A 15,357-nucleotide genomic window follows, 5' to 3' on the forward strand; every position below is an offset into this window, starting at 1 on the left:
CCCGTTTTTCCATCCACTTCAACCGACTCCACGAGGAAGCAACCATGACGGCCACTACCAACCCCACCAGCGATGCCTGGTACCGCAGCGTCGAGAAAACCAGCCAGACCGACGACGAACGTATCAAGGACATCACCGTGTTGCCTCCTCCAGAGCATCTAATTCGCTTCTTCCCGATCGGCGGCACGCCAGCCGAAGCGCTGATCACCCAGACCCGCAAGAACATCCACAACATCATGGCCGGCAAGGATGACCGCCTGCTGGTGGTGATTGGCCCTTGCTCCATTCACGACCCGGCCGCCGCTGTCGAATACGCCCGCCGCCTGATGGCCGTGCGCACCCAGTACGCCGACACCCTGGAAATCGTGATGCGCGTGTACTTCGAAAAGCCACGCACCACCGTGGGCTGGAAGGGGCTCATCAATGACCCCTACCTGGACGAGAGCTACCGCATCGACGAAGGCCTGCGCATTGCGCGCCAACTGCTCATCGAGATCAACCGCCTGGGCATGCCCGCTGGCAGCGAGTTCCTCGACGTGATCTCGCCCCAGTACATCGGCGACCTCATCAGCTGGGGCGCGATTGGTGCCCGTACCACCGAAAGCCAGGTGCACCGCGAGCTGGCCTCGGGTATCTCGGCGCCCATCGGCTTCAAGAACGGCACGGACGGCAACATCCGCATCGCCACCGATGCCATCCAGTCGGCCAGCCGGGGCCACCACTTCCTGTCGGTGCACAAGAATGGCCAGGTGGCCATCGTCAACACCAAGGGCAACAAGGACTGCCACGTGATTCTGCGCGGCGGCAAGACGCCCAACTACGACGCAGCCAGCGTGGCGGCGGCCTGCAAAGACCTCGAAGCCGCCAAGCTGCCCGCCACGCTGATGGTGGACTGCAGCCACGCCAACAGCAGCAAGCAGCATGAAAAGCAGCTCGATGTGGCCCGCGATGTGGCGGCCCAGGTCGCTGGCGGTTCGCGCAGCGTGTTCGGCCTGATGATCGAAAGCCATCTGACGGCAGGCGCGCAAAAGTTCACGCCTGGCAAGGACGACCCCTTGGCACTCGAATACGGCAAGAGCATCACCGACGCCTGCCTGGGCTGGGATGCCTCGCTGCAAGCGCTGGTCGAACTGTCGGAGGCTGTGAAGGCGCGTCGCGCCCGCTGATCGCCGGTTTCATGGCAGGGTCTAAACTGGGGCCTCTTGCTGCACGCACTCCACGTGCAGCAGCGGTCCCCAGTCACCGCAACAACACAGAAAGGCGATCCATCATGCACAGCGAAGTGTCGGTCAAGCTGGCCGCAAATCAGGAATATCGGTTTGACTTGGAGGGCGCCGAGCCCATGGCCCACGAGGCGGGACGTCGCTGGCTCGACGACCAGTTCATCGCGCTGGACTGCGAGCCCCTGCGTGCCAGTGGCAAGGTGCTGCTGGCCGACAAGGTACTGACGGTGGCCCGTGCCGCCGGTACTGCGCTGATGCAGGACCCGGTATGGTCCCGCGACTTTGCGCGCGCCGCCAGTGCCGCGCTGGCCAAGCCCATCGTGCGGGTGGATGTGCCGGGTATGGCGGTCACGTTCTGAGCGCCATTTGATAAAAATTGGCTGCTAGCGCTAGTGGAATATGCGCTGGCAGCTATTATTTTTGTAGCGCCTTCAGCAGCTTGGCGTGAATGCCGCCAAAGCCCCCATTGCTCATGCACACCACATGGTCACCTGGGCGCGCGGCTTGGGTGACCTGGGCCACCAGCGTATCGATGTCCGGGGCCGTCTGGGCGCGCTGGCCGGGGCCGACGCCCAGTGGCGCCAATGCCTGTGCGGCATCCCAGTCCAGCCCCGCCGTGTGGCAAAACGCCAGGTCTGCGGGCTCCAGGGCCCAGGGCAGTTGGCTTTTCATGGCGCCCAGCTTCATGGTGTTGCTGCGGGGCTCGAACACCGCCAGGATGCGTGCATTGGCGCCCAGGCTGCGGCGCAGGCCGTCGAGGGTGGTGCGCAATGCGGTGGGGTGGTGCGCAAAGTCGTCGTACACGGCCACGCCGCCCACGGTGCCGCGCAACTCCATGCGTCGCTTGACGTTCTGAAAACTGCCCAAGGCTGCTGCGGCTTGTTCGGGCGCCACGCCCACATGGTGCGCGGCTGCAATGGCCGCCAGCGCGTTGAGCTGGTTGTGCACACCGGTCAGCGTCCATTCCACGCGGGCCACTGTGTGGCCCTGGTGCACTACATCAAATGCCTGCGGATCGCCCACGGCGTGAAAGTCGCTGACCGCGGCGCCAAAACTCGCTACCTCGCTCCAGCAGCCGGTGTGCAGCACGCGCGCCAGGCTTTCTTCCAGTCCATTGACCACTACGCGCCCCGAGGGCGGCACGGTGCGCACCAGATGGTGGAACTGGCGCTCAATGGCGGTCAGGTCGTCAAAGATGTCTGCGTGGTCAAACTCCAGGTTGTTCAGTACGGCGGTGCGGGGCCGGTAGTGCACGAACTTGCTGCGTTTGTCGAAGAAGGCCGTGTCGTATTCGTCGGCCTCGATGACAAACAGTGGTGCATCCCCCAGGGGCGCAGTGGCGGGGGCAGGGCGCTGCGGCGCCCCCAGGCGCGCGGACACGCCAAAGTTCAATGGCACTCCACCGATCAGAAAGCCGGGTTGCTGTCCTGCGAACTCCAGAATCCACGCCAGCATCGACGTGGTGGTGGTTTTGCCATGGGTGCCTGCCACTGCCAGCACATGGCGACCCTGCAGCACATGCTCGGCCAGCCATTGGGGCCCGCTCGTGTAGGGCAGTCCGGCGTCCAGAATGGCTTCCATCAAAGGAAACTTGGGCGTGCCGTCGGCCAATCGCGCACGGCTGACGACGTTGCCCACGACGAACATGTCAGGCTGGAGCGCGAGCTGGTCGGCGCCAAAGCCCTCTATCAGGTCGATACCCAGCGCGCGGAGCTGATCGCTCATGGGCGGATAGACCCCAGCGTCGCAGCCCGTCACCTTGTGGCCCGCCTCGCGTGCCAAGGCCGCCAGGCCCCCCATGAACGTGCCGCAGATGCCCAGTATGTGTATATGCATGGGCGCAGATTCTAAAGCCGGGGTCTGGAGTCATTTGAGGCAAAAAGGGTAGCTGGCGCCGGTTCCATGTGCCTGAGATGCTCTCAAAACAATAGTCTTTCAGGTACCCGGTCGTTCGGGTTGCCGGGGGTCGTCTGGGGTCATCACCCGCCGTGTCACGGCTTCGCGCCACAATGCGGGTTCCTTTGTTGCCCCTGCCTGCCATGCACACACCTTTGAGCGAAGAAATCGCCCACACCACGGCTCGCCTGGTCGTGGAAGAGGGGCTGGAGTGGGGCCCTGCCAAGCGCCGCGCGCTGCGGCAGCTGGGCCTGCCGGCCCGTACCCCGCTCCCCGACAACGACCTGGTGGAAGAGGCTGTGCGCGAGTACATCCAGCTCTTTTGTGCCGACACCCAGCCGCGCGAGTTGCGGGCTTTGCGCCAACTGGCCCTGGTATGGATGGAGCGCATGGCGGCTTTCCGGCCGCATCTGGCGGGTGCTGTGTGGCACGGAACGGCCACACGTCTGTCGGACATTTACCTGCAGTTGTTTTGCGATGACCCCAAATCGGCAGAGATCGCTCTGATCGATCATCATGTGGACTACGAACCCCGCACGGTCACAGGATTTCACGGCGAATCGGTGGAGGCCCTGAGCCTGGGCAGCAAATCACCCGAACTCAACGAAATGATCGGTGTGCATCTGCTGATCTATGACCTTGACGACCTGCGAGGCGCGCTCAAGCCCGATACCAAAGGCCGCACCCCGCGCGGTGACATGACGGCAGTGCGCCGCCTGCTCCAGGAAACCACGACCCCATGACCCAGTCTGCTGAATCTCTCGACCCTGTGACTCCTGACGCCATTGCGCCCTCCGCTGCGCGCAGGCGCCTGTTGTATGCCGGGGTGGCAGGAGCCGCAGCCTTGGGGGGGGCGGGCCTGGCCTGGTGGAAGTTTCAGCCCCATGCCGTGGAGCCGGGGGCTGAGCAGGCGCTTTGGGGGCTGGAGTTTGACACTCCCGCCGGGGGCACCTTTGCCATGAAGTCGTTGGCCGGTAAGCCGTTGCTGCTCAATTTCTGGGCCACCTGGTGCCCGCCTTGTGTGGAAGAGTTGCCCATGCTCAACGCCTTCTACCGCGAACAATCTGCCAAAGGTTGGCAAGTGCTGGGTTTGGCCATTGACCAGCCTTCGGCGGTACGCAAGTTTCTGGCGCGCATTCCGCTGGACTTTCCGGTGGGGCTGGCCGGTTTGGGGGGCACGGACCTGGGGCGATCTCTGGGCAACCTGACGGGAGGCCTGCCGTTCACCGTGGTCCTTGGTGGGGAGGGAAAGGTGCTGCATCGTAAAATGGGGCAAGTGACCGCCCAGGACTTGCAGCTTTGGGCAGGTTTGGGCTGAGGGCTTGCGTCAAAAAGCAGCCACCTTTTAGGGCTTCTGGATGCGTTTTTCTCTCTGTGAGATGGCGCTTTTCCATGTTGAAGTTCATGAAAAATGCGCGTGGAAGACTGCGATAGGGTGAAATTGGAGTAAATTCGCGCCCTATTCAGTTTTATAGCCGTTGGAGCTTCCATGGATCTGCGAAAACTCAAAACCCTCATCGATCTCGTGTCCGAGTCGAACGTGTCCGAACTCGAAATCACCGAGGCTGAGGGCAAAGTCCGCATCGTCAAGAGCGGTGGTGCCGTGGTTCAGCAGTATGTGCCCGCCCCCGTTGCAGCCCCTGTCGCTGCACCTGCTGCAGCGCCCGTGGCGGAATTGCCCGCCCCTCCCGCCGCCGCTGCGCCCACCGGCCACATCGTCAAGTCGCCCATGGTGGGCACCTTCTACCGCTCGTCCAGCCCTGGCGCCAAGGCTTTTGTCGAGGTGGGCAGCCAGGTCAAGGAGGGCGAGACCGTCTGCATCATCGAGGCCATGAAGATCCTCAACGAGATCGAAGCCGACAAGTCGGGCACCGTCACCCGCATCCTGGGCGAGAACGGCCAAGCCGTGGAATACGGACAACCGCTGTTCGTCATTGAATAAGGCGCCCATGTTCAAGAAGATTCTCGTTGCGAATCGCGGAGAGATTGCTCTCCGTATCCAGCGCGCGTGCCATGAGTTGGGTGTGAAGGCCGTGATGGTCTACTCCGAAGCCGACCGTGACGCCAAGTACGTCAAGCTGGCCGAAGAGGCCGTGTGCATCGGCCCTGCGCCCTCGCCGCTGTCCTACCTCAACATGCCCGCCATCATCTCGGCCGCCGAAGTGACCGACGCCGAGGCTATCCACCCTGGCTACGGTTTCCTGTCGGAGAACGCCGACTTTGCCGAGCGCGTGGAAAAAAGCGGCTTCCAGTTCATCGGCCCCACACCCGACAACATCCGCACCATGGGTGACAAGGTGTCGGCCAAGCAAGCCATGATCAAGGCGGGCGTGCCTTGCGTGCCGGGCTCCGAGGGCGAACTGCCCGACGATCCGGTCCAGATCCGTCGCATCGCCAAGGCCGTTGGTTACCCGGTGATCATCAAGGCCGCTGGCGGCGGCGGTGGTCGGGGCATGCGTGTGGTGCACACCGAGGCCGCGCTGGTCAATGCCGTGCAGATGACCAAGGCCGAAGCGGGTGCTGCGTTTGGCAATCCTGCGGTGTACATGGAGAAGTTCCTCCAGAACCCCCGCCACATCGAGATCCAGATCCTGGCCGATAAGCACCGCAACGCGGTGTACCTGGGCGAGCGTGACTGCTCCATGCAGCGCCGCCACCAGAAGGTGATCGAAGAGGCTCCAGCTCCGGGCATCCCTCGCAAGCTGATCGAGAAAATCGGTGAGCGCTGCGTGGCCGCTTGCAAGAAGATCGGCTACCGTGGCGCGGGCACGTTCGAGTTCCTGTACGAAAACGGCGAGTTCTACTTCATCGAGATGAACACCCGCGTGCAGGTCGAGCATCCCGTCACCGAGTGGATCACCGGCGTAGACATCGTGAAGACGCAGATCATGGTCGCGGCGGGCGAAAAGCTGCCGTTCACCCAGCGCCAGATCGAAATCCGTGGCCATGCCATCGAGTGCCGGATCAATGCCGAAGACCCTTACAAGTTCATCCCGTCGCCCGGGCGCATCACCACCTGGCACCCACCAGGCGGCCCCGGCGTGCGTGTGGATTCGCATGCTTACACCAACTACTTTGTGCCGCCCAACTACGACTCGATGATCGGCAAGATCATCGTGCACGGCGACACGCGCGAGCAGGCCCTGGCCCGCATGCGCACGGCGCTGTCCGAGACGGTGATCGAGGGTATCAACACCAACGTGCCGCTGCACCGTGAGTTGATGGTGGATGCCAAGTTCATGGCGGGTGGCACCAACATCCATTACCTGGAAGAGTGGCTGTCGCAGCACAAGCGCTGAGGTTGCACACCGCAGGTCATTCACATGCTGGCTCCTGGCAACGGGTGCCAGCATTTCACTTTTTCTGAGAGACGCCTATGTTTGAGTTGAGTCTGATGTGTCCTGAGGACCGGATTGAAGCGGTCAGCGATGCGCTGGATGCGCTGGATGCGCTCTCCGTGTCGGTGGAAGACGCCGATGCCCAGACCGACGCCGAGCAGGCGCTGTTTGGCGAGCCCGGCATGCCTCCGCCCAAAGACGGCTGGCAGCGCAGCCGCGTGGTCGCTTTGTTTCCATCCGAGGTGGCGGCCCGCGAGGCGCAGCAGTTGCTGGTCGTGCAGGACTTTTTTGTCGGCTGCCAAGTGCTGGGTGTGGCCCAGGTGCCCGAGCAGGATTGGGTGCGGCTGACTCAGTCGCAATTTGCTCCGGTGGACATCACCCCGGATTTCTGGATCGTACCTACGTGGCATGAACTGCCTGCCCAGGCGATGCGTAGTATCCGGCTGGACCCCGGCTTGGCGTTTGGCACCGGCACGCACCCCACTACCCGCATGTGCCTGCGCTGGATCGCGCGCCATGGGGCCACGCAGCCTGAGCAGGGCAACCCGCTGGGGCGGGTGCTGGACTACGGATGTGGGTCTGGCATCCTCGCCATTGGCGCCGCCAAGTTCGGTGCCACCGACATTGATGCGGTGGATATCGACCCGGCGGCGGTGGAGTCCACGGTGCAGAACGCCCAAGCGAACCAAGTTGCGCTCCAAGCGGGCCTGCCCGACAAGGCGCAGGGCGAGTACCAGACCGTTCTGGCCAATATCCTGGCGACTCCCTTGCGTGTGTTGGCCCCACTGTTGTGCCGCTATGTGGCTGCGGGCGGGAACCTGGTTCTGGCAGGTATTCTGGAGCGTCAGGCAGACGAGCTCAAGGAGGCTTATGCCCCCTGGCTTCCGCTGGAAGTAGCGGATGCGGAAGACGGCTGGATCCTGATGACCGCGCGTCGCTGAGCGTGCTCAAGCGCCGTCCTGGCGGTCGTGGCATGGCCTCTACAATCCATCGCTGATGAGCCAGATCACTCGCTGCCCGTCCTGCGCCACCACCTTCAAGGTCGTGGCGGACCAATTACGCATCTCGGAAGGATGGGTGCGCTGCGGCCAATGCAAAGAGGTGTTCGACGCCTCAGCCCATTTGCTGCCCGTGGCATCAGCGGCGCTGTTGCCCGATGTGTCTCTGGCCGACCTGCGAACGCCCGCCGCACCGGTAGCGCGCAAGCAGGATGCACTGGGGGCCTGGGGTGGAGGCAGGGCACCGGCTGTCGCCGGGGATATGGCCCAGACCAATGGCCCCATGGGTCGTCGTGCTCCATCTCCTGCTACGGAGACTGTTGCATCCACGGCCGTTGCCGCCGCGTCGCATGGCGGGGGCACTCAGGTGCCGGCTGCCCCAGTGCTCGATATCCCCAGCCCTGCAGTGCCAGCTTTTCTCACTGCCGGGGCGCACGCTGACACATCCACCGATGCCTTGGGTGAGGAGGCCGCCACTCCTTTCACCTGGCGTGCCCACAGTGCACCGAGGGCTGCGTTTGAAGTGGATGCTGCGGCATTCTCTTCGGCCACTGGGCCCGAGGATGACGCGGTGTCTGGGCCATCCATGGCCGTTGGGCCAGGGGGGCTGGCTTCCGGGCAAGGGCGAGGCGATCCCGTCCGTGACCCACGGGAGCCAGACGCATCCTCTTCCAGTCCCTCCGGTTATGAGCTGCCCTTTGCGGAACTCCGCGATTCCGACGGGCCTCTGGGCACGTCAATCGATGCGGATGTCGCAAACGCTGCGAGTCCTCCTGCAGATTTTTTACAGCCGCCTGCATCGCAAGGCGAAGCGCAGAGGCCGGTGATCGAGCCTGCCCTCGTACTGCCTGCTCCCGCGCTGCCTTCCGTGGACTTTGTGCCCAAGGCAGATTCGCCAGAGAGCCCAGCCATGGAACTGGTGCAGGACGACTCGCCCGCTGCGATCCTTCAGGTGCGGCACAAAAAATCCGTTGATGATGACGATGATGCCGACACTCCGGCGTCAGATCCTGAGGTCAGTTTTGTGGTTGCTGCGCGTCGAAAGGCGTTCTGGCGCAAACCAGTTGTGCGGATGGTGCTGGGACTGGTGCTCGTCGTCTCCTTGTTGGGCTTGGCCTTGCAGATTGCGGTGCAGGAGCGCGACCACATTGCGGCCCTGGACGTGCGCAGCCGACCCTGGCTGGTGAAACTGTGCGAGCCTTTGCGCTGCGAACTCGCCCCGGTGCGTCAGATTGCCGATGTGGTCATCGACAGTTCTTCCTTCAACAAAGCCCGGGGTGACAGTTACCAACTGGCGCTGACGATGAAGAGCTCCGCCACCATCCCGCTGGCCATGCCTGCGGTGGAGCTGACCCTGACCGATGCACAGGACCAGCCAGTGTTGCGGCGGGTTCTGTTGCCTACCGACATGGCGGCTCCGGCAGAGCTGCCTGCGAAAGGCGAGTGGGGCACCTCGGTGTCGGTGCTTGTGACCACGGGCGGTGCGCGTGTGGCAGGCTACCGGCTGCTTGCGTTCTATCCCTGATTTTTCTCCCAACAACTTACTGAGCTTCACTATCTATGGCTGCCCTCATTTGTGGTTCCCTGGCGTTCGACACGATCATGACTTTCGAGGGGCGTTTTGCAGAGCAGATCCTGCCGGACCAGCTTCACATCCTGAATGTGTCCTTCCTGGTCCCGTCGTTGCGCCGCGACTACGGCGGTTGTGCCGGCAACATCGCCTACAGCCTCAAGCTGCTGGGTGGCGAGCCGCTGCCTATGGCCATGTTGGGCAGTGATGGTGCTGACTATTTGCAGCGACTGCAGTCGCTGGGTATCAGTGCCAGCCATGTGGGGCAGGTGCAGGACACCTACACCGCGCAGGCCATGATCATGACGGACCGTGACAACAACCAGATCACGGCCTTCCACCCTGGCGCAATGATGCAGGCCCATGCCAATCGTGTTAGCGCAGACAGCCGTGTCAGCGTAGGGATCATCGCGCCGGACGGGCGTGACGCGATGCTGGAACATGCGGCCCAGTTCGTTGCGGCGGGCATTCCGTTTGTATTCGACCCTGGCCAGGGTTTGCCCATGTTCAATGGGCAGGAGTTGGCGCAGTTCATCGAGCAGGCCACCTGGGTCACCGTCAATGACTACGAGGGAAAAATGCTTTGTGACCGCACGGGTTGGTCGTCGGCCGACATCTCCCGCAAGGTGAAGGGATTGGTGGTGACGTTGGGCGCAGAGGGCTGTGAGGTCTGGGTCGATGGCGAGAAAACCCATGTACCACCCGTTGCACCTGCGGCTGTGGTGGACCCCACAGGCTGCGGAGATGCGTGGCGCGGCGCGCTGCTGTTTGGTCTGGAAAAAGGCTGGCCTCTCGTGCGTTGTGCTGAACTGGGCAACCGCGTTGGTGCTCTCAAGATTGCGCAGCGGGGGCCGCAGAACTACACGCTGGACTTTGATCCACTGGGATAAGCCCGTCGGACCTGTGGCCCGTATGGCTTGATCTCCGTGCGCCTTCGGAGAGCGCACACACTGCCCTGAAGTACAGGCGAAAAAAAACCCGGTGCGCGAGCACCGGGTTGAGCGCATGGAGCGCCAGGATCAGGGCTTGTTGCCCGTAGGGAAAGGCCAGGCCGCCTGAGGGTTCAGCGTGGTCTGTGCTGCAGGGGCAGCGGCCGCAGGGGCAGGCGCCTTGGGGGCCTTCTTGGCCGGTGCAGCTTTCTTTGCTGGGGCTGCCTTGGCAGGTGCTGCAGCCTTCTTCGCAGCTACGGCCTTCTTGGCGGGAGCAGCTTTCTTTGCCGGTGCTGCTGCCTTCTTGACGGGTGCAGCCTTCTTCGCAGCTACGGCCTTCTTGGCGGGAGCGGCTTTCTTTGCCGGTGCTGCTGCCTTCTTGGGTGCAGCCTTCTTCGCAACTACGGCCTTCTTGGCGGGAGCGGCTTTCTTTGCCGGTGCTGCTGCCTTCTTGGCGGGTGCAGCCTTCTTCGCAGCTACGGCCTTCTTGGCGGGAGCGGCTTTCTTTGCCGGTGCTGCTGCCTTCTTGGCAGGTGCAGCCTTCTTCGCGGCTACGGGTTTTGCTGCGGCTGCAGCCTTCTTCGCGGGAGCTGCCTTCTTAGCGGCGGGTTTTTTCGCAGTTGCCATCATGTTCTCCTTGGGTCAATTTGCAAAGAGCACTTCCTGTCTGCTGTGGACAGAAAGCGATCCATGGAGATGGATGAAAACTCCATCTCCATGAACACGGGGACGCCCCGCAGGGCAGCGCTCTGCGACGCTGTCGGTGCCGGGCGTGGTGTAAAAATCCATGGTGGTGTAGCCTGCAAAAAAGGCGCTAGTCCCAGGACAGCGCACCACCGGACTGGTATTCAATAACCCGGGTCTCGAAGAAGTTGCGTTCCTTCTTGAGATCGATCATCTCGCTCATCCACGGGAACGGGTTTTCTTCGTTGGGGAACAGTGTCTCCAGCCCGATCTGCGTGGCGCGGCGGTTGGCGATGTAGCGCAGGTAGCCCTTGAACATCGAAGCGTTCATGCCCAGCACGCCACGGGGCATGGTGTCTTCAGCGTAGCGGTATTCCAGCTCCACGGCCTTGAGGAACAATGCCTTGATCTCGGCCTTGAACTCCGCAGTCCACAGGTGGGGGTTTTCCAGCTTGAGTTGATTGATCAGGTCGATGCCGAAGTTGCAGTGCATCGACTCGTCGCGCAGGATGTATTGGTACTGCTCGGCAGCGCCCGTCATCTTGTTCTGGCGGCCCAGAGCCAGGATCTGCGTGAAGCCCACGTAGAAGAACAGGCCTTCCATCAGGCAGGCGAAAACGATCAGCGATTTGAGCAGGGTCTGGTCGGTCTCGGGAGTCCCCGTTTTGAAGGACGGATCCATGATCGCTTCGATGAAGGGGATCAGGAACTCATCCTTGTCGCGGATCGACTGGACTTCGTTGTAGGCGTTGAAGATTTCGCTCTCGTCCAGACCCAGCGATTCGACGATGTATTGATACGCGTGGGTGTGGATTGCTTCCTCGAACGCCTGGCGCAGCAGGAACTGGCGGCATTCAGGTGCTGTGATGTGGCGGTAGGTGCCCAACACAATGTTGTTGGCGGCCAGCGAATCGGCGGTGACGAAGAAGCCCAGGTTGCGCTTGATGATGCGGCGCTCGTCTTCGGTCAGACCGTTGGGGTCTTTCCACAACGCGATGTCGCGCGTCATGTTCACTTCTTGGGGCATCCAGTGATTGGCGCAGGTGGCCAAGTACTTTTCCCACGCCCACTTGTACTTGAAGGGCACCAACTGGTTGACGTCGGTCTGACCATTGATGATGCGCTTGTCAGCGGCATTGACGCGGCGGTGCGTTGCGGCGACGACGGGAGCGGTGGTGGTGCTTGCTGCTGGGGCCGTGGTGTCCACTGGCTGCAGCGAAGGTGTCTGGAAAGACAGAGGCGGTTGTCCCACCAGGCGGTTGTTGGGCAGACCGCCGTCCAGTTGATTTTGCGATGAGGGCTTGACTTCTTCGTCCCAGGACAACATAGATTTTCCAGTGTTCGGATTATGAAAGCAGTGCTGCGAAAAGGAAAGCACTGAAGCGTTGTGCAGCAAGGTTTTGTTGCTTCACAACACCGGAGCAACGCCTCGGGCGAGCCCGAAGCGTTGCTGGCAAAGTGCTTACTGGCAGGCCTCGCAGCCAGGATCGTCGATGGCGCAGAACTTGACGTCCGTGGCGGGTACGGCAGCGGCTTCCAGCGGGCTTGGCTTGGCTTGCGCTGTTGCTGCAGCTGCCGATGCGCCGCTGTCGTTGCCCGACGAAACCGCGTTGAGCTGGCGCGTGTTCACGGTGCTCATCTCGACGTGCGTAGCGCTTTGTGTGCGCAGGTAGTAGGTGGTCTTGAGGCCACGGACCCATGCCAGCTTGTAGGTGTCGTCGAGCTTTTTGCCCGATGCGCCGGCCATGTAGATGTTCAGGCTCTGCGCCTGATCAATCCATTTCTGGCGGCGCGATGCGGCCTCTACCAGCCACTGGGGTTCGACTTCAAACGCTGTGGAGTACAGCGCCTTGATGTCTTGCGGCACGCGGTCGATGGGGTGCAGCGAACCCTTGAAGTGCTTGAGGTCCATGATCATCACGTCGTCCCACAGGCCCAGGCGCTTCAAGTCACGCACCAGGCCGCCGTTGATGACCGTGAACTCGCCCGACAGGTTGGACTTGACCGACAGGTTGCCGAACGAGGGCTCGATCGAGGCATCGACGCCGATGATGTTGGAGATGGTGGCCGTAGGGGCGATGGCGACGCAGTTGGAGTTGCGCATGCCGTCCTGTGCAATCTTCTTGCGCAGGGCATCCCAGTCCAGTGTGGACGAGCGGTCCACTTCTACATAGCCGCCACGGGCCTGCGAGAGCATGTCCAGCGTGTCGAAAGGCAGGATGCCACGGTCCCACAGCGAGCCCTTGTAGCTGGAGTATTTGCCGCGCTCCTTGGCCAACTCGGTGGACGCCCAATAGGCGTAGTAGCAGATGGCTTCCATCGACTTGTCGGCGAATTCCACCGCCTCTTGCGAGGCGTAGGGGATGCGCAGTTCGTACAGGCTGTCCTGGAAGGCCATCACGCCCAGACCGACCGGGCGGTGGCGCAAGTTGGAGTCGCGCGCCTTCTTGACGGCGTAATAGTTAATGTCGATCACGTTGTCGAGCATGCGCATGGCGACCTTGATGGTCTTCTTGAGCTTGTCGTGGTCGATCTGGCCGTCCTTGATGTGCTGCAACAGGTTGACCGAGCCGAGGTTGCACACGGCGGTTTCGGTGTCGCTGGTGTTGAGCGTGATCTCGGTGCACAGGTTGGAGGAGTGCACCACGCCAGCATGCTGTTGGGGCGAGCGCACGTTGCAAGCATCCTTGAACGTGATCCAGGGATGGCCGGTCTCGAACAACATGGTCAGCATCTTGCGCCACATGTCGGTGGCCTGCACGGTCTTGGCGGGTTTGATCTCGCCGCGTGCCGCCTTTTCTTCGTAGGCCACGTAGGCCTTTTCAAAATCGGCACCGAACAGATCGTGCAGATCGGGGACGTTGGAGGGCGAGAACAGGGTCCAGGTGCCCTTTTCCATCACGCGGCGCATGAACAGATCGGGGATCCAGTTGGCCGTGTTCATGTCGTGCGTGCGGCGGCGGTCGTCGCCGGTGTTCTTGCGCAGTTCCAGGAACTCTTCGATATCCAGGTGCCAGGTCTCCAGATACGTGCAGACGGCGCCCTTGCGCTTGCCGCCCTGGTTCACGGCCACGGCGGTGTCGTTGACCACCTTGAGGAAGGGCACCACACCCTGCGATTCGCCGTTGGTGCCCTTGATGTGCGAGCCGAGGGCACGCACGCGGGTCCAGTCGTTGCCCAGGCCGCCAGCAAACTTGGACAGCAGGGCGTTTTCCTTGATCGACTCGTAGATGCCATCGAGGTCATCGGGCACCGTGGTCAGGTAGCAGCTCGACAGTTGGGAGCGCAGCGTACCGCTGTTGAACAGCGTGGGGGTGGACGACATGAAGTCGAATGACGAGAGCACTTCATAGAACTCGATGGCGCGTGCTTCGCGGTCGGCTTCATTGAGCGCCAGGCCCATGGCCACACGCATGAAGAACGCCTGCGGCAGCTCGATGCGGGTTTTCTTGACGTGCAGGAAGTAGCGGTCGTACAGGGTTTGCAGGCCGAGGTAGTCAAACTTCAGGTCGCGGTCAGCCTTGAGGGCGGCACCCAGGCGCTGCAGGTCGTACTGCAGCAGGCGTTCGTCCAGTAGTTCGTTGTCCACACCTTTCTTGATGAACTGAGGGAAATACTCGATGTACGCCTGGCCCATCGCATCCTGCGTCACCTCGCGGCCCAGCACCTCGCGCACGATGGTGTGCAGCAGCAGGCGGGCGGTGGCGTAGGTGTAGTCGGGATCCTTCTCAATGAGGGTACGGGCAGCCAGGATGGAGGCCTTGTACACCTCGTCCATGGGCACGCCGTCGTACAGGTTGCGCATGGTTTCGGCCACGATGGGGTCGGCCTTCACGTCGGCACCCAGGTTCACGCACGCCGACTCGATCAGGGCCTGCAGGCGCTTCGGGTCCAGCGCAACACGCTCACCACCGTCGATGACCTGCAGCAGGGGGATGGATACCGCAGCGGTTTGCTGTTCGGCTTGGCGGGCACGTTCTTGGGTGCGGCGCTCGCGGTACAGCACGTAGGCGCGGGCAATTTCGTGGTGACCGCTACGCATCAGGCCCAGTTCAACCTGGTCTTGCACGTCTTCAATGTGGAAGGTGCCGCCGCCAGGACGCGAGCGCATCAGGGCGCGCGTGACGTTATGGGTCAGTGTGTCCACCACTTCACGCACGCTGGCCGATGCAGCGCCTTGTGTGCCGTGGACTGCAAGGAAGGCCTTCATCATGGCCACCGCGATCTTTTGCGGCTCGAAGGGCACCACTGCGCCGTTGCGGCGAATGATCTGGTAGTGCGCAAACGTGTTGGAGGCCGTGGCCGCAGGCGTAGCCTGGGATGCCGGGGCATCGGTGGCAACGGCATGGGCATTGGAAGGCGTGTTCAAAGCAGCTTGCATGGGGTCCTCTTCTGTGGGCTGTCTGGGGTGGGCGTGCGGCCTGGAGTGCCGTCGCAGTGTGCGAGTGATGCGCCGGACTTCAGTCTGGCGCACACTATATATGGTGTGTCGAGGCGGTTCAAGACACTACCGGTAGTGTACCGCGTGAATGAGCCCTAAAAAGCGGAAACAGTATGTTCCCAGCCCCGGTACGTCCGTTACCGGTGTCTGCGGCCAGCCCTTGTGGATGCGACGCGTGGGATGCCAAACCGCGCAGCGGCGGACCTTGGCGGCAGATTTCCTGTGCCAGGCCGCGCGGCGCTTGGGTGTAAAACCATGTGCAAACGCACAAAGAAAAA

General features: G+C 62.4%; 13 protein-coding genes and 1 pseudogene. 10 read left to right on the plus strand and 4 right to left on the minus strand.

Translation table 11 applies throughout. The features are described 5' to 3' along the window. Positions 1 to 44: 44 nt before the first annotated feature. Positions 45 to 1,166 carry a 3-deoxy-7-phosphoheptulonate synthase gene (locus tag OIN59_RS11330; protein ID WP_274110312.1) on the plus strand — a complete coding sequence of 374 codons (1,122 nt, stop codon included), beginning with the start codon at positions 45 to 47 and terminating at the stop codon, positions 1,164 to 1,166. A 104-nt stretch (positions 1,167 to 1,270) separates the two neighbouring features. Next, positions 1,271 to 1,582 (plus strand): hypothetical protein, encoded by a 312-nt coding sequence (locus tag OIN59_RS11335; protein ID WP_274110314.1) that lies wholly within the window; start codon positions 1,271 to 1,273, stop codon positions 1,580 to 1,582. Positions 1,583 to 1,637: 55 nt separating this feature from the next. Here OIN59_RS11335 and mpl read toward each other — a convergent pair whose 3' ends face one another. Further along, entirely contained in the window at positions 1,638 to 3,059 is a 1,422-nt protein-coding gene (gene mpl, locus OIN59_RS11340) for a UDP-N-acetylmuramate:L-alanyl-gamma-D-glutamyl-meso-diaminopimelate ligase (RefSeq protein WP_274110316.1), read from the minus strand. 203 nt (positions 3,060 to 3,262) lie between these two features. Here mpl and OIN59_RS11345 point away from each other — a divergent pair, with 203 nt between their 5' ends. From OIN59_RS11345 to OIN59_RS11380, 8 genes and pseudogenes are all read left to right on the plus strand, one after another. After that, a complete protein-coding gene (locus OIN59_RS11345) occupies positions 3,263 to 3,862 on the plus strand; it encodes a hypothetical protein (protein ID WP_274110319.1) in 600 nt (199 codons plus the stop codon). Continuing rightward, the gene (locus OIN59_RS11350; protein ID WP_274110321.1) at positions 3,859 to 4,437 is read left to right on the plus strand and encodes a TlpA family protein disulfide reductase; all 579 of its coding nucleotides are present in this window, start codon (positions 3,859 to 3,861) and stop codon (positions 4,435 to 4,437) included. Before OIN59_RS11345 ends, OIN59_RS11350 begins: the two co-directional genes overlap by 4 nt. Before the next feature lie 171 nt (positions 4,438 to 4,608). Further along, complete coding sequence (gene accB / locus OIN59_RS11355) at positions 4,609 to 5,061, plus strand: acetyl-CoA carboxylase biotin carboxyl carrier protein (protein ID WP_274110323.1); 453 nt, start codon at positions 4,609 to 4,611, stop codon at positions 5,059 to 5,061. Positions 5,062 to 5,068: 7 nt separating this feature from the next. Continuing rightward, a complete protein-coding gene (gene accC, locus OIN59_RS11360) occupies positions 5,069 to 6,418 on the plus strand; it encodes an acetyl-CoA carboxylase biotin carboxylase subunit (protein ID WP_274110325.1) in 1,350 nt (449 codons plus the stop codon). A 77-nt stretch (positions 6,419 to 6,495) separates the two neighbouring features. Then, a complete protein-coding gene (gene prmA, locus OIN59_RS11365) occupies positions 6,496 to 7,398 on the plus strand; it encodes a 50S ribosomal protein L11 methyltransferase (protein ID WP_274110326.1) in 903 nt (300 codons plus the stop codon). A 55-nt stretch (positions 7,399 to 7,453) separates the two neighbouring features. Continuing rightward, a pseudogene (locus OIN59_RS25360) lies at positions 7,454 to 7,519 on the plus strand (zinc-ribbon domain-containing protein); the annotation flags it as partial. Positions 7,520 to 8,278: 759 nt separating this feature from the next. Continuing rightward, entirely contained in the window at positions 8,279 to 8,980 is a 702-nt protein-coding gene (locus OIN59_RS11375) for a DUF3426 domain-containing protein (RefSeq protein ID WP_274110580.1), read from the plus strand. A gap of 35 nt (positions 8,981 to 9,015) precedes the next feature. Next, positions 9,016 to 9,915, plus strand: a complete 900-nt coding sequence (locus tag OIN59_RS11380) for a carbohydrate kinase family protein (protein WP_274110327.1) — start codon at positions 9,016 to 9,018, stop codon at positions 9,913 to 9,915. A 129-nt stretch (positions 9,916 to 10,044) separates the two neighbouring features. Here the strand turns inward: OIN59_RS11380 and OIN59_RS11385 are convergent, their stop codons facing one another. From OIN59_RS11385 to OIN59_RS11395, 3 genes are all read right to left on the minus strand, one after another. Beyond that, positions 10,045 to 10,581 (minus strand): histone, encoded by a 537-nt coding sequence (locus tag OIN59_RS11385; RefSeq protein ID WP_274110328.1) that lies wholly within the window; start codon positions 10,579 to 10,581, stop codon positions 10,045 to 10,047. A gap of 187 nt (positions 10,582 to 10,768) precedes the next feature. Further along, the gene (locus OIN59_RS11390) at positions 10,769 to 11,965 is read right to left on the minus strand and encodes a ribonucleotide-diphosphate reductase subunit beta (protein WP_274110329.1); all 1,197 of its coding nucleotides are present in this window, start codon (positions 11,963 to 11,965) and stop codon (positions 10,769 to 10,771) included. Positions 11,966 to 12,100: 135 nt separating this feature from the next. After that, positions 12,101 to 15,019 (minus strand): ribonucleoside-diphosphate reductase subunit alpha, encoded by a 2,919-nt coding sequence (locus tag OIN59_RS11395; protein WP_274110330.1) that lies wholly within the window; start codon positions 15,017 to 15,019, stop codon positions 12,101 to 12,103. Positions 15,020 to 15,357: the final 338 nt, after the last annotated feature.

Origin of the sequence: Acidovorax benzenivorans (genome assembly GCF_028680575.1) — a bacterium.
GTDB lineage: Bacteria > Pseudomonadota > Gammaproteobacteria > Burkholderiales > Burkholderiaceae_C > Acidovorax > Acidovorax benzenivorans.